General features: G+C 61.6%; 14 protein-coding genes and 2 pseudogenes. 12 read left to right on the forward strand and 4 right to left on the reverse strand.

From position 1 onward, the window contains the following. Positions 1 to 49: 49 nt before the first annotated feature. On the forward strand, positions 50 to 712 hold the full coding sequence (locus ACQR03_RS10180) for a phosphoribosyltransferase (protein ID WP_315714353.1): 663 nt from the start codon (positions 50 to 52) through the stop codon (positions 710 to 712). 11 nt (positions 713 to 723) lie between these two features. On the opposite strand, the gene ACQR03_RS10185 is transcribed toward ACQR03_RS10180, so the two are convergent. Beyond that, positions 724 to 942, reverse strand: a complete 219-nt coding sequence (locus ACQR03_RS10185) for a ChaB family protein (protein WP_315714354.1) — start codon at positions 940 to 942, stop codon at positions 724 to 726. Between the two features lie 162 nt (positions 943 to 1,104). On the opposite strand from ACQR03_RS10185, the gene ACQR03_RS10190 reads away from it, so the two are divergent. From ACQR03_RS10190 to ACQR03_RS10205, 4 genes are all read left to right on the forward strand, one after another. Then, complete coding sequence (locus ACQR03_RS10190) at positions 1,105 to 2,448, forward strand: nicotinate phosphoribosyltransferase (protein ID WP_315827735.1); 1,344 nt, start codon at positions 1,105 to 1,107, stop codon at positions 2,446 to 2,448. 67 nt (positions 2,449 to 2,515) lie between these two features. After that, positions 2,516 to 4,231: a DNA polymerase/3'-5' exonuclease PolX gene (polX, locus tag ACQR03_RS10195; RefSeq protein WP_316191935.1), complete on the forward strand. Its 1,716-nt coding sequence runs from the start codon at positions 2,516 to 2,518 to the stop codon at positions 4,229 to 4,231. Between the two features lie 76 nt (positions 4,232 to 4,307). Next, positions 4,308 to 4,637, forward strand: coding sequence for a hypothetical protein (locus ACQR03_RS10200; protein ID WP_315827737.1), 330 nt, complete (start codon positions 4,308 to 4,310; stop codon positions 4,635 to 4,637). A 58-nt stretch (positions 4,638 to 4,695) separates the two neighbouring features. Further along, positions 4,696 to 5,043: a c-type cytochrome gene (locus ACQR03_RS10205; RefSeq protein WP_315718648.1), complete on the forward strand. Its 348-nt coding sequence runs from the start codon at positions 4,696 to 4,698 to the stop codon at positions 5,041 to 5,043. Between the two features lie 193 nt (positions 5,044 to 5,236). Here the strand turns inward: ACQR03_RS10205 and ACQR03_RS10210 are convergent. The 3 genes and pseudogenes from ACQR03_RS10210 to groL all read right to left on the reverse strand — a co-directional run bounded on the left by ACQR03_RS10210 (position 5,237) and on the right by groL (position 8,393). Next, positions 5,237 to 5,729 (reverse strand): annotated as a pseudogene (locus tag ACQR03_RS10210) (DUF2267 domain-containing protein). Between the two features lie 30 nt (positions 5,730 to 5,759). Further along, a complete protein-coding gene (locus ACQR03_RS10215; protein ID WP_315827739.1) occupies positions 5,760 to 6,614 on the reverse strand; it encodes a universal stress protein in 855 nt (284 codons plus the stop codon). 156 nt (positions 6,615 to 6,770) lie between these two features. Further along, positions 6,771 to 8,393 (reverse strand): chaperonin GroEL, encoded by a 1,623-nt coding sequence (gene groL, locus ACQR03_RS10220; protein ID WP_434841326.1) that lies wholly within the window; start codon positions 8,391 to 8,393, stop codon positions 6,771 to 6,773. Between the two features lie 229 nt (positions 8,394 to 8,622). On the opposite strand from groL, the gene ACQR03_RS10225 reads away from it, so the two are divergent. The 7 genes and pseudogenes from ACQR03_RS10225 to ACQR03_RS10255 all read left to right on the forward strand — a co-directional run bounded on the left by ACQR03_RS10225 (position 8,623) and on the right by ACQR03_RS10255 (position 18,120). Next, positions 8,623 to 9,858 carry a hypothetical protein gene (locus tag ACQR03_RS10225; RefSeq protein ID WP_434841325.1) on the forward strand — a complete coding sequence of 412 codons (1,236 nt, stop codon included), beginning with the start codon at positions 8,623 to 8,625 and terminating at the stop codon, positions 9,856 to 9,858. 223 nt (positions 9,859 to 10,081) lie between these two features. Continuing rightward, a complete protein-coding gene (locus ACQR03_RS10230) occupies positions 10,082 to 11,170 on the forward strand; it encodes a hypothetical protein (RefSeq protein WP_434841324.1) in 1,089 nt (362 codons plus the stop codon). 279 nt (positions 11,171 to 11,449) lie between these two features. After that, positions 11,450 to 11,794: a hypothetical protein gene (locus tag ACQR03_RS10235; protein WP_315750188.1), complete on the forward strand. Its 345-nt coding sequence runs from the start codon at positions 11,450 to 11,452 to the stop codon at positions 11,792 to 11,794. A gap of 375 nt (positions 11,795 to 12,169) precedes the next feature. After that, positions 12,170 to 13,797: pseudogene (locus ACQR03_RS10240) on the forward strand (inorganic phosphate transporter). Next, positions 13,725 to 14,414: a CorA family divalent cation transporter gene (locus ACQR03_RS10245; RefSeq protein WP_315718475.1), complete on the forward strand. Its 690-nt coding sequence runs from the start codon at positions 13,725 to 13,727 to the stop codon at positions 14,412 to 14,414. Before ACQR03_RS10240 ends, ACQR03_RS10245 begins: the two are co-directional and overlap by 73 nt. 140 nt (positions 14,415 to 14,554) lie before the next feature. After that, a complete protein-coding gene (locus ACQR03_RS10250; RefSeq protein ID WP_315718493.1) occupies positions 14,555 to 16,480 on the forward strand; it encodes a hypothetical protein in 1,926 nt (641 codons plus the stop codon). Positions 16,481 to 16,491: 11 nt separating this feature from the next. Next, positions 16,492 to 18,120, forward strand: a complete 1,629-nt coding sequence (locus ACQR03_RS10255) for a PEP/pyruvate-binding domain-containing protein (RefSeq protein ID WP_315718476.1) — start codon at positions 16,492 to 16,494, stop codon at positions 18,118 to 18,120. The last annotated feature ends 134 nt before the right edge of the window (positions 18,121 to 18,254 follow it).

Genomic DNA, 18,254 nt, shown 5'->3' on the forward strand with positions numbered 1-18,254 from the left:
CAGTGGTTGTCCGGCTCATATCCTGCCCCTCTTCCGCATGAGGTCTGCCATGCTGTTCCAGAACCGAACCGATGCCGGCCGGCAACTCGCCGAGGCGCTGCTCAAATACAAGGGGCGGCACCCGGTCGTTCTTGCGCTGCCACGCGGCGGCGTGCCGGTTGCGGCGGAAGTCGCAGCAGCCCTCAATGCGCCACTCGATCTGCTGCTGGTCCGCAAGATCGGGCTGCCGGGGCAGCCGGAGCTCGCAATGGGCGCCATCGCGGATGGTGAGGGCATGACCACCATACGTAACCAGGACGTGATCGAGCTATCCGGCGTCACCTCCGAAGAATTTGAGGTCGTCTGCAGGGAGGAACGTGCTGAGATCGAACGGCGCCGCAAGCGCTATCTGGGCGATCGGGCTCGCGCCGAAGTCAAGGGGCAGGTTGCGATCATCGTCGATGACGGCGTTGCGACAGGCGCAACCACGCTTGCCGCCATCAAGGCTGTTCGGAAGCAGGAACCGAAAGAGCTCGTGCTTGCGGTCCCGGTCGCGCCGCCGGACGCCATCAGGAAATTGCATGCGGAAGTCGATGCCGTCGTCTGTCTGCATGAGCCTCAGGAGTTTGGCGCGATCGGCTATTTCTATCGCGACTTTCATCAGGTCAGCGACGACGAGGTGATTGCCACTTTGAGGCAGTTTCCATCAAGCAGATCCATGCACGCCTCCTGACGAGCCGGCGCCTAATGGTCGTGGGGCAGCGGCTCCCAGCGGTCGCCGACCTTCACGTAGGATCGCTTCACCGCTGCCCAGGCTGTGCGGTGAGCAATCTCTTCCTGCCGTTCGTCTTCCGCATGGGAGGCAAAGGCGTGGTTGAATGCTTCCCGATAGATGTCCTGCGCGTGCGATGGGAGGTGAGCGCGAACAGCAGGGGGAAGATCGATGTTTGTGCGATAGGGCATGGCTCTTGCCTCGGACGCTCACTGCCGCGCCTTGCTCGCGACGCCGCGGCGTTTCCACCAAAGAGGATAGAGGCAACTTGCTTCCGCCTCTTGACCGGCGTCAAATAGGGATGCGCAGACATCGACAGGATGGCTGACGTCATGTGAGCGCCGAGGACATCGATGGACCCGTTACCGAGCGCGCTGCTAACCGATCTGTATCAGATGACCATGATCGAAGCGTATCTTGAATCGGGCCAGACTGATACAGCCGTATTTGAGTTCTTTGTGCGCAAGCTGCCGCCTCAGCGCAGCTTCCTGATGGCGGCCGGACTGGAGCAGGCGCTCGACTTCCTGCAAAACATACGGTTCTCGCAAGACGAACTCGGCTGGCTTGAGCGAACGGAAAAGTTCAGCAAGTCGTTGATCGACTATCTCGCCAATTTCCGCTTCACCGGCGAGGTTCACGCGATGCCGGAAGGCACCGTGTTCTTTGGCAACGAACCGATCCTTAGGGTTACGGCTCCTTTACCGGAGGCGCAGCTTGTCGAGACGCGCCTGATCAACATCCTGCATTTTCAGACGCTGATTGCCTCCAAGGCCGCGCGCATGGTCTTACTCGCGCCAGACAAGCTCCTGGTCGATTTTGGCTTGCGTCGCTCCCATGGTGCCGAGGCAGGGCTGCTGGCCGCCCGCGCGAGCTATGTCGCTGGGTTCTCCGGTACGGCAACCCTCCTGGCCGAGAAGTCATTCGGCATTCCGACCTATGGCACCATGGCGCATTCGTTTGTTCAATCCTTTGATGACGAAGCTACAGCATTCGAGGCGTTTGCGCGCGCCAGGCCAGAGAATCTCGTCCTGCTGATCGACACTTATGACACCGAGGCGGCCGCGAGGAAGGTCGTCATGCTGGCGCCCCGATTGAAGGAGCTTGGAATTGCGGTCAGCGCCGTGCGGCTTGACAGCGGGGATCTGTCTGCGCTCGCCAAGAAGGTGCGCTGCATTCTGGATTCCGGCGGACTCAAGGACACCGACATCTTCGTCAGTGGCGGGATAGAGGAGGGTACCCTGATTGCCTTCGCTCGGGATGCGGCGCCGATCGACGGTATCGGCATCGGCACGGGCCTCGTCACGTCGTCCGATGCGCCAGCACTCGACTGTGCCTATAAGCTGCAGGAGTATGCGGGCTTGCCCCGTCGCAAGCGCTCGACGGGAAAGGCCACCTGGCCCGGCCGCAAGCAGGTTTGGCGCCGGTATGACAGGGATGGCCGCATGCTCGCAGACATTCTTTCGACCGAGGAGGACCAACAAGAGGGGGAAACGCTGATCCAGGCGGTGATGCTCGGCGGACGCCCTATCGCCTCTCAACCTTCACTTCACGACATCCGGGCTCACGCGCGCCGGCAGCTCGATCTACTGCCTCCGGACCTGAGAACCTCCAAAGCGGTCGCGCCCTATCCGGTGCAGATTTCAAGCCATCTTGAACAGCTGGCAGCTGTCGCCGACCGGATAGGCTCGCGTCCCTGAATTCTGATCTGCATCAAGGGAAGCGGCTCGATCCCTCTCTAGCTTGTCAAGCGACGGAGGTGCATCGATGCCGGTACAGAATGCCGAAATTGCAGAGATGTTCGACCAGACCGCCGAACTTCTCGAGATCAAAGGCGACAATCCGTTTCGTTCGCGGGCCTATCGCAATGCTGCGCGGGTGATTGAACGTCTGCCCAAGAGCATCACCAACCTCTTGAAGGCGGGTGAGGATCTTTCCGAGCTGCCAGGTATCGGCAAGGATCTGGCAGGAAAGATCGAAACGATCGTCGCAACCCATCATTTCGATGTGCTGGACAAGCTCAAGCGTGAACTGCCCGGCGATCTCGGAGAGATCGCGGCACTCCCGGGCTTGGGTCCGAAACGCGTCAAACTGCTCTACGACAAGCTGGGCGTGCGGTCACTCGCGGACCTCAGGCGCGCGGTGAGGTCGGGTCGGCTGAGAGAGCTTCGGGGCTTCGGTGCCAAGAGCGAGGAAAAGCTCACCGCGGCGTTGGCCAAGCCTCGAGCCGAGAGGCGCTTCAGACTATCCGAGGCCGAAGCCGAAGCGGAAGCACTCCTCAGCTATCTGAGGCCAGACGCGACCGATGGAAAGGTGATCGTCGCCGGAAGCTACCGTCGCAGGCGCGATACCGTCGGTGATCTTGATATCTTGATGGTGGCACGTGACGGCCACGCCGCCGGCGGGAGACTCTCTCGATACGACAATGTCGCCAGTGTGCTCGCTCATGGCGATAAGCGGACGGCGGTGGTGCTGCGCTCCGGGCTGCACGTCGACCTGCGCGTTGTTCCTGAGGCCAGCTACGGCGCCGCGCTGATGTATTTCACCGGATCCAAGGCGCACAACATCTCCTTGCGCGGACTCGCTACCGACCACGGCTGGAAGCTGAACGAATATGGTCTGTTCGCCGGCAAACGGCGCATCGCCGGAGCAACCGAGGAGGAGATCTATGGCAAGCTCGGGCTGCCCCTGATTCCGCCCGAGATGCGCGAGGATCGCGGCGAGATCGCGCTCGCAAAGGCAAAGAAGCTCCCGAAACTGATTACGCTGTCCGATATTCGAGGCGACCTGCACGTCCATTCCAAATGGACCGACGGCACCGCCGCGATCGCCGAGATGGCGACTGCCGCCAAGGCAAGAGGCTATGCCTATATGGCTCTGACCGACCATAGCCAACACGTCACTGTCGCCCATGGTCTCGATGCCGGACGTCTGTCGCGTCAGATCGACGAGATCGATCGTTTGAACGACCGGCTGGATGGCTTTACGGTGCTGAAAGGCGCCGAAGTCGATATTCTGGCGGACGGACGGCTTGATCTGCCCGACAAGATCCTGTCGCGGCTCGATCTGGTCGTTGCTTCCGTTCACTACAAGTTCGAGCTCTCGCGCAAGATGCAGACCGAGCGCATCATCCGGGCGATGGACAATCGCCATGTCTCGATTATCGGCCATCCGACCGGACGGTTGATCGGGGACCGCGAGCCTTACGAGATCGACATGGAAGCCGTCATTGCGGCGGCGGGCGAGCGCGGCTGTCATCTCGAGCTCAACGCCGACCCGGACCGGCTCGATCTCAACGATATCCATGTTCATGCCGCCAAGTCCGCGGGCGTCAAGCTGGCGATCTCGACGGACGCACATTCGACCGCTGGATTCGCCAACATGCGTTTCGGCGTCGATCAGGCGCGCCGAGGCTGGCTCGAAGCCGCAGACGTCATCAACACTCAACCCTTGTCGCGGACGAAGAAAATGCTGAAGCGCTAGCCGGATTGCTTGATCCTTCGCAACGTGGCGCACGCGAAGTTGCGCTCATCTTAGATGACAGCAAAGGAGGGGTGAAATGAGCTTCGGGAAGAAGATTGGCACGGTTGCGACCGCGGCCGTCCTGACCCTCGCGCTGCTTGCACCCACGGGTGCCGACGCTCGCAACGGGCGCATTGCCGCGGGAATCGTCGGCGGCCTGGCTGCCGGCGCGCTGTTCGGCGCGGCCCTCGGCGGCGGCTATTGGGGGCCGTATCCCTATTACGGCTATCCGGGGCCAGTCTATTACTACCCACCGGCACCGTATTGGGGGCCAGGACCGTTCTGGGGACCGTACGGATACGGCGACTGCTATGTCCGAGCTGTCCGGCACAGGGGGCATGTGCATTACGTGCGGGTCTGCTATTAAGTTCGCTTGCACTCGAGCAACGGGCGGGGCTGTTATATTGCCGCGGAGAGCCAGACGCATGTCGGGGCGTTTCAAGTTTCGGGCTCTGGGCCTCTTCGTCGGACTGCTCTCGTGTTGGCCGACAAACGTGGACGCCGCGAACCTCAGCAAGGCCGCGCAACGAGGCAGGACCATCCTGCAGGAAAGATGCGGGCGCTGTCATGCCATCAAATCGGTTGGCGAAAGCCCGCTCGAGAATGCTCCGCCGATGCGCGATATCTACGCCCGGTTCAATCGGCGCGAGTTGCAGGCGGAGCTGTCGGAAGGCATGGTGTCGAAGCACAGGGACATGCCGCAAATCGAATTTTCCGACGAGGACGTCTACGCGATCATGAGCTACCTCTACATTCTTGCAGTCAGGAAATGAATGCTCGCTGCTCAGGAAAGCGCTGATCCCTGCACATCGAAGCTCACTTGGGAAGCTCACTTGGCCGGCTGCGCGGTCCATTCGACGGTCTGACGGCATCGCCGCTGGTCTGGCGACACGCGATTGGGCCGGTACGAAGGCGTCCCGTCGCTGAGTGCGCGGCGGACGTGCCGGGCGGGGCCAGATGACCGGATTAGGATTTCAATTCGCGGAGCTGCACCGGCAGATGGTGCATCAGTTTCTCAAATTCACCGGGATCGAGCTTCTCCCACGCGATCTCGAACACCCCGCGAATGACGGTCAGCGGCGCGATGGGAAACTGCTGGGGCAGCTCCATGGCGACGTGATCCGCGAAGTCGCTGGCATGTCGCTCCTTGGTCGGCGTTCTCGCCGCGTGCCAGTTCTCGTAGTAGATCCCGCGCAGGCAGCTGGGCGCCAAGCTTGATCGCCACCTCCGGAGATACGCGATCGCGCAACGCATGCAGAACAGCCCGGAGCGCGTTGTAGGCCTGTTGACGACTACCGAGCTCCAGCTTCTCCTCGATCGCCTTGAGCCAGAGATTGGTCTCCTGAATGGTGTGATCCAGCGCGGTGACGCCTGTTACGCTCATGATGCGTTCTCCTAGATTGGCCACAATAGCGGCATCCCGGATCGACGGCGTCACCGCAATCACGTCCGTTGCCATGATCCGGCGAGCACGGATGCCGGCCTCGATTCAATGCGACAGCAGGGTCGGGATCGTCATCGTCCTCAGCATTTCATGGGTGACGCCGCCGAAAATGCCTTCCCGCAGGCGGGAATGCCCATATGCCCCCATCACCAGCATGTCGAGACTTTCGTCGGCGGCCAGGGACAGGATGGACGGCTGAATTTCGGAATGCTCTGCCGTCAGCTCGAGCAGCGTTGTCGTAAGTCCGGCGCGAGCCATGTGTTCAGTCAATTTCCGCGCTGAGGCCTCGGTGGGAGCAACCTGCGCCTCATTGATCGAAATCGTGACCAGCGCTTCTGCTTGAGAAAGAAACGGTCTTGCGTCCTTTAAAGCGCGGGCGGCAAGGCGGCTTCCATCCCAGCAGATGCCGATACGGTTGGCCCTGAAGGGGCCGCGGAAGATATGCGGCACGAACAGGACGGGTCCGCCCGCCTGGAGCAGGATCTCCGTCGCAGTTCGAGTGTCGTAGCTGTCCTGTGTTGCGTCCGTCTGCAGGACCACCGTCAGTCCATAGAGCCTGGCCGCAGCGCCGAGCGCGGACGCGGCTTCACCGGGCAGGTCCTCGACCGAGCGGCTTGCGTGAGAGATGTTCGCATTCCGGGCTTCCGTCTCGAAAATGGCGAGTGCAGCCGCGCTGCGTTGGGCGGCGCGTTGCCGCTCCATTTCGAAGATCTCTGAAGCGGCGACTGCTGCGCCCGCGCCTCCATCGACCACATACGCGCTACCGGGCGGGATGTATCCGACTGCAATCGCATCGAGATGGGCGTCGAACCGGGCAGCCAACGAGACGGCGGCATCAACGACAGGCTGCGGTGGCTGCTCGGTCGGAATATACACGAGAATGTCGTTGATATCGATCACGACGACCTCCCTCCGGGACCCAATCCATACTCTCCGTCGGATGAAGCGGCATGTTGACTTGAATCAACAGTCAATGGCCGGCCGTCACTAACCGGTCCGCCGCAAAGTTGTGCTCCGCTCGGGGGAGGGGGCACGGCCCCGTTTCGTGGTCTAGCGTCACACCGGAATTTCGGGTTCCGCTAACCGTTCGCGCTTTGGCTCCGCGATTTCGGTCATCGTCGCCTCGGTGAGCAGGAGGATGCCGGCAACCGACACCGCGTTCTCGAGGGCTGTCCGAACGACCTTCGCGGGATCGACAATGCCGGCCTCGACGAGATCGACATATTGCTTGCGCGCGGCGTCAAACCCGAAACTGCCGACGCCACTCAGCATGCGCGCCACGACCACGCCGCCATCCGTTGCCGAGTTCTCCGCGATCTGGCGAGCGGGGGCCTCGAGCGCGCGCTTCAAGATCTGTACACCGGTCTTTTCGTCGCCTTCGCAGAGTGCTTCGTCCTTGCCGACGGCTTCGATGCATCGAAGCAAGGCAAGCCCGCCGCCCGGCACGATACCTTCTGCAACGGCCGCCTTCGTCGAACTGATGGCGTCGTCAAGCGCCTCTTTTCGTGATTTCATCTCAGCTTCAGTCGGCGCTCCGACACGGATAACGGCAACCCCGCCCGACAGCTTGGCGAGCCGCTCCTCAAGCTTCTCCTTGTCGTACTCGCTGGTCGTTTTCTCGATCTCGCGGCGGAGTTGTTGCAGCCGCGCATCGATCTGGCTGCGTTCGCCCTTGCTGCCGATCAGCGTGGTGTTTTCCTTGTCGGCAACCACACGGGCGACATGTCCCAACTGCTGCAAAGTGGCGTTTTCAAGCTTCGAACCAAGATCGTCGGAGATGACCTGGGCGCCGGTGAGGATTGCAATATCCTGCAACATCGCCTTGCGTCGCTCACCAAAACCGGGCGCCTTGACGGCGCAGCCTTTGAGCACGCCGCGAAGCTGATTGACGATGAGCGTGGCCAACGCCTCGCCTTCAATGTCTTCGGCGATGATCAGGAGCGGTTGTGCCGACTTTGCGATCTGTTCGAGCAGCGGAATGAGGTCGCGCAGGGCGCTGATCTTGTGGTCGCACAACAGGATGAATGGCTCTTCAAGAACCGCTTCCATGCGATCGGCATCGGTCACGAAGTAGGGCGACAGGAAGCCGCGGTCGAATTTCATCCCTTCCACCACGTCGAGCGACGTTTCGGTGGTCTTGGACTCCTCCACCGAGATCACTCCATCGCTGCCGACTTTCTCGAGCGCATCGGCGACCAGCGCGCCAATCGATGGATCATTGTGAGCCGAGATGGTGGCGACCTGAGCTCTTTCCGCCTTTGTCTTGACGGGGCGCGCCATGGCATGGAGGGCCGCTATCGTCGCGTGGGCAGCGCGGTCGAGGCCCCGTTTCAGATCGATGGCACTGGCGCCGGCGACCACGTTCCTGACGCCGTCGGCAAGAATCGCATGTGCCAGGATCGTCGAGGTGCTTGTTCCGTCGCCAACGAGATCGCCGGTCTTCTCCGCGGCCTGACGCAGCACCTGCGCTCCGAGATTCTCCTCCGGATCCTTGAGGTCAAATTCCTTGGCGATCGTGACGCCGTCGTTGCATACGATCGGGGTGCCCCAGCTCTTCTGGATCAACACTGATTTTGATTTGGGGCCGAGCGTCACGCGCACGGCGTCCGCAAGCAGCGAGGCTCCGCGCAGGATCTTTTCACGGGCCGCGGAATGAAACAGCACCTGCTTGTGAGGCATCAATCGCTCCTCAGAAGGACGGCTTTCATCAGATCAAGATAGAAGTGACGCCGTTTTGGACGCTTGATCCTGATCAAGCCTAGGCCTGGGAGCAACTCGCCGGTCGGATGCCGCGCGGCCTTGCATTGCCTCCCGAGCAAGCCTACGCTGTTGCAAGCTTTAGTAGAAACAGCTTTGCTGCGGTAACGCGCCGCGCAGCTTGCGCTGCGAAATTCATTGGGAGCGGGACGTGCGCTCTATTCCATTTCCTCGGCTCAATGGGGCTTTTTGGACCATCGTTCTTCAACTGGTGGCCTGCTTGCTTCCCGGCCTCACCTGGGCCGATGCTCCCGGCAAGCCGGCGTTGACGGTTATTCTCGCGCGCAATGAAATCCTCGCCGGCCAGACGATGGGCTTCAGCATATGGATCGAGAATGCGACCGAAGCCAGGATCATGGACGCGGGTCTTAGCTTGTTTGGTCCTCCTTCTTTGAAGATCGGAAGCCTCGGGCCAGACGGCACATGCGACGTGAAAGACACCATCGGTCTCGGCACCGTTGAGCCCGGTTCGACTTTGGTGCGCAGCAGAATGTGCCTCAAAGCCGATTCCAGCATCGCAGAGCGGGACGAGAACCTGGCGTTCAGTGTCAGTTATTCGCTCCAGAACGTGAAGGACAACAAGACGATCGCCGGCGCATCTGTTGCGGAAAAGAAGATGAGCATCGGTCTTTTCGGGACTGAGAGCGTGGGCGGTGTTTCGCTCCGCCTCGCGTCGTACGTCATTCCCGGCACGTTCTTCTTGATGATTTTGCGGCTATTCGCCCCCAAGGAGTCAAGAGTTGAACTGGGCGCGACCGAGTCCGTTACACTCAGCATCTTTATCTCGACTCTTTTGTTCCTTGGGACGGCGTACCTCATTCCTTCCTTGCAGCTGCATTTTGCGGGGATCGGATCGACTGTGAGCGCGATCGCGTTTCTCGCGCTGTGTGGCGCTGCAATTGTGCTTGGCGGAATCTTGGCTGCCGTCTTGCAAGGTATTTCGATGATCGGCGCCCGGGAGCGCAACGCGCGCATTGTCCAGGAAACCGACAGGGTCGGCCCGATCATTCAGAAAGCCGTGCGTGCGGCCGGGGGCAAGCTCGATCCGGTTATGATGATCGCGGATGGCAAGCAATATTTCGGCTCGCTTGTCGTGCCTGCAAGCAATGGCGGCAGGATTTTGCTCGGCTGGTTTCAGCTCAAGGCGCCTGATGCGAAGTGCCGATCGGAAATGAAAGAATGGTTCGATAAAGACGAGTTCATCAAACCCATTGATGCAGCAGCCCGATGGGGAGTCGAACCGACCATGTTCGACCCGATCAAGGAATCAAGAGCCGGCAATCTTGAGCCGACCGAATTTCTCTGGATGTACTTTGACGAAAAGGCAGCGCGGTTGCCGGCCGGGCGCGAGGATCTTGCACAAATGAAACCGCTCACCTTAACCTGAAGAGCCGGCCGGGACCGGCCTTGCGGCCGGTCCCAGGAGATCGCTGCCGCCTTGCTCGCCTGGTCGGTAAGCACTGGCGACATATTTGGGCAGTCGCCCAGCTGTACAGCTCGATGAGAATAGCGCGCAAGGCGCGAGAAGACAATGGTTGCGGATGACCGGCGAAGCGAGATGCCGGGGATGCTGCGCTTGTGAGGAAATCGATCTTGTGAGGAAATCGATAATGGCGCGCGCTGTCTATTGTGTTTTTGACGTCCACCTCTGGTCGCAGCCGTTCGTTGCGGCCGATTTTGATCCACGGGTTCACTTCCTTTGGTCCTCTCGTGATTATCGCGAGATGCGCAGCCAGGGGGCCAAGATTGAGCTCGCGAACCTTGTCCTTCTTCCACTGAATGATGAATTCGACCTGCGTCGGAATCACTTCTGGCCGCGCTATCAGGCGGTCGCTAGCAATATCCCGGGGACCATAACCTCGTTTGGAGATGCCTGCGATCTCGTGTGGCCTCTACGCTGCAGGCCCAAGAATCTCGACTTAACGCTTAACGAGGCCGTGTGGCACAAGGCGGGGAGAGTGCGGTCAACCATCTGGCTGTGGCCGTTCGGCTGGTCTTCCATGCTCGAGATCGACCTGCCTGCAGACGATGACTTTGACGGCCTGCTGGATATTGGAATCGCGTTGCGTGAGAAAGACCCGGCGCCTTTGCTCTTGAAGGGGAAGGCGGTCGGGGTATCAGGCGCGCTTGCTCATCTCTCTCAACTCGTTAGGCAGGATCTGTGCACGCCGGCCGCACAGGGAAAGGCGATGGAAACGACCCGCCTTCCGCGCTACGTAGTCTGCGCGCTTGAACTGTCGAAAGGATTTCAGATCCGTGAGAACATTCCTGTAGCGGATCAGATGCTGCTGATCGGGGCCGTGCGTGGACAGGAGCTCGACCTTGCCAAGTTTCTCAGCAATCGTCCGCTATTTACTCGGCTCGGCTACGGCAATTTTGCCGTTACCGATTTCGATGCGGGGACCGCAATCGTGCAGCGGCATTGGCAGGACCGGCCGGGCACAAAGCTCGAAAGCAATCATTGCTTCTACGTCAACACACGAAACTTTTTCTCGATTTTTCTGACACTTCACCGAATGATCGCCTACATCACCGTGAAATCAAAGGACGATGCAAGGGCGGTGGCGGCCGCATCGGTGCTTGCGTCGTTACCTATCGAGTACCAGAACAAGCTCTGCTCGGATTTCGCAGCCAACTACGCGCCGCTGCACGGCGTTCCTGTTGCCGGCAATAAGAGTCCCGCTGGACCAGCTTCTTGAGGCAACCGTGTGCAGTAGTCGATACGCTGATCGTTCAGTGGATCGCAGGTCAAGGTGCGGGGACATGCGAGGCGGTCTTGGGCTAGGTGCGCCGCGTCCACATGTGCGTCGTAGGCCTTGCGGCGTATGCGGCGGGCTCAACGCGTCAATCGGCACCAGGTGCGCCTCGAAACATGTCCAAGACATCGTTCCACATTGCCGGCGTCATTCCCATTTCGTGGCGCACGTCCGGATAGAGCCTGAAGTGCGCGTCCAGCCCGGCAGCGTGGTACAGCTGCCGTGCGGGCCAACCAGCTTAACGACCGGCTCTGCGTCCTCGCCGCACGTGAAGCCAACCGTGCCATACAGACGCGTGCGGCTGTCAGGGCTGTTGCCGAAGGAGGGGAAGATCTCGCCGCACACGCTGCGCCACACGGCGGCGACGTGGCTCATGCAGCGGCACGCTATCCGGGGCAGGTCTCAGGCCTTCTCGGAATGTCGGTCAAGGTGCTGCTCGACACCTTCGGCCATCATCATCCCGGACTGCATGCGCGAGGCCGCGGCCGCGATTACCTCGAGGGATCGCAAGCAGAACGTTTCGGTGGTCGAAACGGTGGTTCACCTCGAAAAACACTTGGCGCGTGAGCCGTAAACTCTTGAGCTCATTGGTGGGCCCGGCAGGACTCGAACCTGCAACCAGACCGTTATGAGCGGCAGAAGATCAATCGGCTCCGTTGATCTTGCTGCGTTTTCATGCCGGATGGATCGCGTTCGTTGTGTTTTGTCCTCGTTGTTTCTGGTGCGAAACTGGTGCGGTGCCCGGGAAGGCCCAAGCAAGCCAGATCATTCTTGACTGCTGATTCTTAATCAGCGGGTCCTAGATCCGATGCTTCGCGACTCACTCTCCAGCGAGGTTACCCGTCAGCTCAAAAGAGGCTGTGTTGCGCCGGTGCGACCGGGTGTCATCTGCGCTTTAAATCCGCGCTTCACTATCGGGCTCTCAAGTAAAAGGCGAGCGACATGGCCGATATCACCCTCAACCAAGCCGTCGGAGACGAACGGCCGATCGAGCCGGCCGGACGGCCGAACCTGGACAAGGGCTTCAACCCACTGACCCTGATTTTCTTCCTCGGCATTCTTGCCGCGGGACTGCTGTTCGTGGCCTACAGCATCTATCTCGACGTCGACGCCACGGGCGTCAAGGTGACTACATACCTTCCTTATATGCTGCTGTTCGTCGCGCTGCTGATTGCGCTCGGCTTCGAATTCGTCAATGGCTTCCATGACACTGCCAAGGCGGTGGACGCTGTGATCTATACTCATTCGCTGCCGGCCGAGTTTGCCGTGACGTGGTCCGGCTTCTTCAACTTCCTCGGCGTGCTGCTCTCGATCGGCGCGGTGGCGTTCGGCATCGTCTCGCTGCTGCCGGTCGAGCTGATCCTCCAGGTCGGGTCGAGCGCCGGCTTCGCTATGGTGTTCGCGTTGCTGATCGCAGCCATCCTGTGGAATCTCGGTACCTGGTATTTTGGCCTGCCGGCCTCGTCCTCGCATACGCTGATCGGATCGATCATCGGCGTCGGCATCGCGAATGCGCTGCTGCGCGGCCGCGACGGCACCTCCGGGGTGGACTGGAGCAAGGCGATCGAAATCGGTTATGCGCTGCTGCTGTCGCCGCTGGTCGGCTTCATCTGCGCCGCGGCGCTTCTCTATCTGCTCAAATTCCTCGTTCATAACCCGGCGCTCTACGCCGCCCCGGAGGGCCCGAAGGCGCCGCCATTGTGGATCCGCGGCCTGCTGATCCTGACGTGCACGGGCGTCAGCTTTGCTCACGGTTCAAACGACGGTCAGAAGGGCATGGGCCTGATCATGCTGATCCTGATCGGCACGGTTCCGACAGCCTATGCGCTGAACCGCACGCTGCCGGAGTCGTAGATCGCCAAATTCCAGGAGACCTCGCAGGCCGCCTCCAAGGTGGTCGCGGCGAAGGCGCCGGTTACAACGTGATCGGTGATCCGCGTCCCGCGGTGACGCTCTACGTCTCCCAGCGCAAGATCAATGAGGGTACCTATCCCTCGCTCGCCGTGCTGGTTAAGGATGTCGGCGACCAGGTGCAGACCTATGGCTCGTTGAACAAGGTGCCTGCTGACGCCGTCGGTAATACCCGCAACGACATGTACCTGACCTCCGAGGCGATCCGCTTCCTGATGAAGGACAAGGAGAACGATCTCAACAAAGACGAGATCGGGACCCTCAACGCGTACAAGGCCTCGCTCGACAGCGTCACCAAGTTCATCCCGACCTGGGTCAAGATCGCGGTCGCGATCGCGCTGGGGCTCGGCACCATGATCGGCTGGAAGCGCATCGTGATCACGGTCGGCGAGAAGATCGGTAAGTCGCATCTGACCTATGCGCAGGGTGCCTCGGCCGAGCTGGTCGCCGCTGCCACGATCGGCGCTGCCGACGTGTTCGGTCTGCCGGTCTCCACCACGCACGTGCTGTCGTCCGGCGTGGCCGGCACGATGGCGGCCAACGGCTCCGGGCTTCAGATGTCGACCGTGCGCAACATGTTGATGGCTTGGGTGCTGACGCTGCCCGCCGCGATCCTGCTCTCGGGATCGCTCTACGTGATCTTCAGCCGGATATTCTGAAGATGTGCGCTGACAGAGCGGCCCTCGCTGCTGTGACCGTGCCGCCTCTCGAAGGACTGGTGTGGGCCTTCCGCTTCACGGCGGATGGCGCACCCCAGGCGCTGGGCCACGACGTCCCGCTGCATCTCGACCATGAAGGGTGGTATTGGCTGCATTTCAATCTGGCCGATGCGCGGGCGTTGCACTGGCTGGCCAATGCTGAGCCGTCGCCGGCTGTCCGGGCGCTGCTGCTGTCGAAGGAGACCTATCAACAGTTGCACGGATCCGACGCATGCGTGCACGGCGTGATCGCCGACCTGGCGCGCGATATCGGCGGATCCACCGAAGAGGCGGGATTGCTGCGCTTTGCGATGACCGAGCGTCTGCTCATCAGCGGACGTCATCAGGCACCGCATGCGGTCGACGTGACGCGACGTGCGATCGAAGGCGGTCAGCGGGTTCAGAGTGCAGCCGTGCTGTTCGAGCAGATCGTCGAAAACGTCGCCGAAGCCATGGAGCGCATCATCGAATATGTGATGCATCCAGGTGGCGGAAGGCTCAATCCCAACAATCCAACGCAGACTCGGCGAATTCCAGATGCGATCGTATTCGGCCTGCGCACGACCACGACGTTCTGAACAGGCAATACATCCTCATGGCCAAGCCGCGGATGCCGCGCGCTCGATTTCGAGTGTGACAATTTCATGAATGATCCAGCGCAAGACCTTTGTGGTCGATGGCTGTTACGAAGCGCTTCATCAGACTGCGACATCAGCCCATGAAGACAGACATCGTCAAAGAGCTCGGACAGCCCGACATCCTGTTGCCGCAACTGGTTGCGGAAGGCTTGGCGGCGAACGATCGCATCAAGCTCCGTCTCAGTGCGCTGCAGGCGGCGGCACAACATGCAAAGCAACCGCGCGGCAACGTGCCTGATCTCACGATGGAGAGTCGCGCCGCCGGAATTGCGCCTGCCGCGCTGGTCACGCTGATCAGCGGAGCTCATCTCGCCGGCGACGACAAGGTCGTTGCACCGGGACTGGCGCCTTTGCTGAAGAGCATCGAGGGCGATATCGTCGCGATGATCAGCGCGGCGGCCGCTGGCGATCCGGCCGAAGGCCAACACTTCGAAAAGCGCCTGGCTTCGATCCGCAGCGCCGGTCATCTCGACGCGACGCCGGAAATCGAGATCGCCCGCATTGGTCGTCTTACGGGCGTGGACCATGAAGGGCCGGACAGCCTCCATCGGCTGGTGATGGATCTGCACAAAGCTTTGAACGGTCTGGCCGCAAGTCAGTCAGAGGCGGTCATCGCGGGGGCCCATGTGTTCGGCATCCAGGACTCCGATCGCGCTCCGATCGCGAGTTTCATGCGTGGCCTCAACGAGACACGACCGCTCAAGTTCAACCATCCTGGGCTGGATGCGACCGCGATACGGGCGGGCGATCGCCTGGTGATTCAGAACGACATCGGCACCACCGATGCCCATGTGATCGTCATCGTCGTAACGGCAAGTACTGTCACGATCACCTATACCGACATTCATCTTGCGCGCGCGAAATTCTTCGTGTCGCTGTTCGATGGTCGGCCGCTGAAATGGAGCGGGTTGGACAAGCATGCCGCCGCCGGACTCGAGGACGACGGGACCTTCTATCTCATCACCGGATCCTACGAGTATGGCAGGCCTGATGATCGAGACGAATTGCTCGCCGTCATCGGTGCGTCGCTGGTGTTCTTGATCGACTGGAACAAAGCCCGCAAGCTGCTGCGCAGCTGGGTCGCGAAGAACGATGCGGTACGGATCCTGGAGTGGGCGGCTCGCCAGCGGATCGGCCACCGCGGCTTCCTGGAACTCGGCGGCTACGAACTGCTCGGTGCAGCCGTTCGTAGCGCGGCTCCCACGCGCATCGGCTTCGGCGAGAGGCTCGATCAGGTGCTGGGACGGGACGGCGCGGTCAGCTTCCTCAAGACGGCATTGCAGATTTCGACCGAGGCTCTGCTTGGAGGTCAGTCCTCGCGGCTGGCGCGTGACCGGATCGGCGCCGACCTCGTCAGGCATCTCGATCGCGTCGATAGCGCACTGCTTGCCATGGTACTCCGACAGATCGGCCTATCGCGCGATGTCGCTGCGCTCGTTCTGCAATCCTTGTCCATGATTGATCCGGATCCGGTCGCAGTCAGACAGCTAGCGGAACGGGCTGGCCGGATCGAGCGCAAGGCCGACAAGATCGCCATCGAAGCGCGTGCTGAAATTGCACGGCTCAATGCGAAGCCAGTCATCGGCGAGCTCGTTGATCGCATCGAGCAGACGATCGACGAGCTGGAACAAGCCGCGTTCATCGCGTCTTTGGCGCCGGGGCCGATGAAGCCGGAGATCAGATCCGCGCTGGGAAGTCTGGCCTCCATCACCGTCACTGCAACTGAGCAGGCGGCGTCTGGACTGGCTGCCGCCGCAGAGGTCCAGGAAGGCCGCCGCGCGGATTCGGAGGATGCGCTTGCGGCCGTTGCCCGGCTGATGGATGCGGAGCATGAGGCCGATGCCAGGGAGCGCGAGATCACCGCGAGCGTGTTCTCCGGCGGGCTCGACGTCGCCGCATCGCTGGCTGCGCTGGAGCTCGCGCGAGCGATCGAGCGCGCAACCGATTGTCTGGCGGGCTTCGGCCACCTGCTGCGACGCTACACGATGAGTGACCTCTCGGCTTGAGGAATGATGTGATGATGATCGTACGGATCGGTGATGGCCGACGTGAGCTGCCCACGGCGGAAGACATCGGCGCAAAAGCGGCCAATCTCGCCAGAATGGCGGCGCTGGACTTGCCGGTTCCGCCTGCCTTCGTGCTGCCCGTGCAACTTTGCGCGGACGTGGTGGCCGGGAAGGGCCACGCAACGCGCCAACTGGTCGAAGGACTGAAGGAGGGGATCGCCTTTCTCGAGCAGACGACCGGAAAATCGTTCGGCTGCTCCCGCAACCCGCTGCTCGTCTCGGTCCGCTCTGGCGCCGCGCGGTCGATGCCCGGCATGCTGGACACTGTTCTCAACGTCGGCTGTACGTCCCGCGCCGTGCGCGGTCTCATTCGCGCGACCGGACGGCTCCGCCTGGCATGGGACTGCAGGCGGCGCCTGCTCGAGAGCTACGCCGAAACGGTCCTCGGGATCGATCCCGCTCCGCTGGCCGAGCGTCTGAACCAGATGATTGCTGCCGAACGCGTCAGCAACGATCGCGAGCTGGACAGCGAGGCGCTCGAGCGCCTGGCTTCCGATGAGCGCAAGCTCTTGGAAGATTTCGACGACGACGGCTGGCTGGAGGATGCCGCGCTCCAGCTGGAACGTTCGGCACGAGCCGTCTATCGATCCTGGACCAGCGAGCGGGCACAGACCTATCGCGGCCTGCAGGGGATGGAGCATCTGAAGGGCACTGCCGTCACCGTGCAAGCCATGGTCTTCGGTAATGGCGGCACGTCGTCCGGTGCGGGTGTCGCATTCTCGCGCGATCCCTCGACAGGAGCGCGCGAGCCGGTGATCGACGTGCTGTTCGATTCGCAGGGTGAGGACGTCGTGTCCGGCCGACGGACGCCGGAGACGGAGGCGGCTCTCGTGCGGGCGCTGCCGGCGGTGGCGGAGCAATTGCGCGCCACGCTCAAGCGGCTCGAGGGCGAATTTCGCGATGTGCAGGACGTGGAGTTCACGATCGAGGAAGGCCGGCTGTGGATCCTGCAGACACGAGCAGCGAAGCGCACCCCGTATGCTGCGACCCGCATTGCGGTCGATCTGGTGCATGAAGGGCTGACCACGCGCGCGGAGGCGATCGGAAGGATCGAAGGTATCGACCTCACCGCGCTCACGGAGACCTCGCTTGTCGCAACCGGGCAGCCCGCAGCCGTCGGAATTCCGGCGTCGAGCGGCGTCGCAACCGGACGAGTTGCATTCGACAGCGCTTCCGCAGAGCGGCTCGCGGCATCGGGCGATCCAGTCATCCTGATGCGTCATGACACCAGCACCGCTGACGTCGCCGGTTTTGATGCCGCCGCCGGGATCGTCACCGCCGTGGGTGCTCGCACCGCACATGCGTCGCTGGTCGCCCGACAGATGGGCAAACCATGCGTGGTCGGGTGTGGCGCGATCCGGGTTGATGGCGAAGCTCGTCAGGCGCGCATTGGTGAAGCGGTCATTTCCGCAGGTGATTGGATCACCGTCGACGGCAATGCAGGCTGCATCTATCTCGGTCGCTGCGAAATCGTCGCGCGGCGGCCTGAAGCCGAACTCGCGGAGCTGGCGAGCTGGCGCAGCTTGCAGGATTCCGAGTTTGACGGAGCGAACGTGGTCGCGGCGGCACCGGCTGCCTGATCGGCGGCAGCCTTTGCGGCAGAACTTTCGGACGGAGCACAAGGAAAAGCGGACGGTCTCGAATGCCCGTCATATCTCCGTGTTAAGCTCATAACTCGGTCATGGTCTAACATTAGCCTGCAGGTGTTCCAGAG

The organism is Bradyrhizobium sp. HKCCYLS3070, from assembly GCF_051167575.1.
In the GTDB taxonomy this organism is placed as follows: domain Bacteria; phylum Pseudomonadota; class Alphaproteobacteria; order Rhizobiales; family Xanthobacteraceae; genus Bradyrhizobium.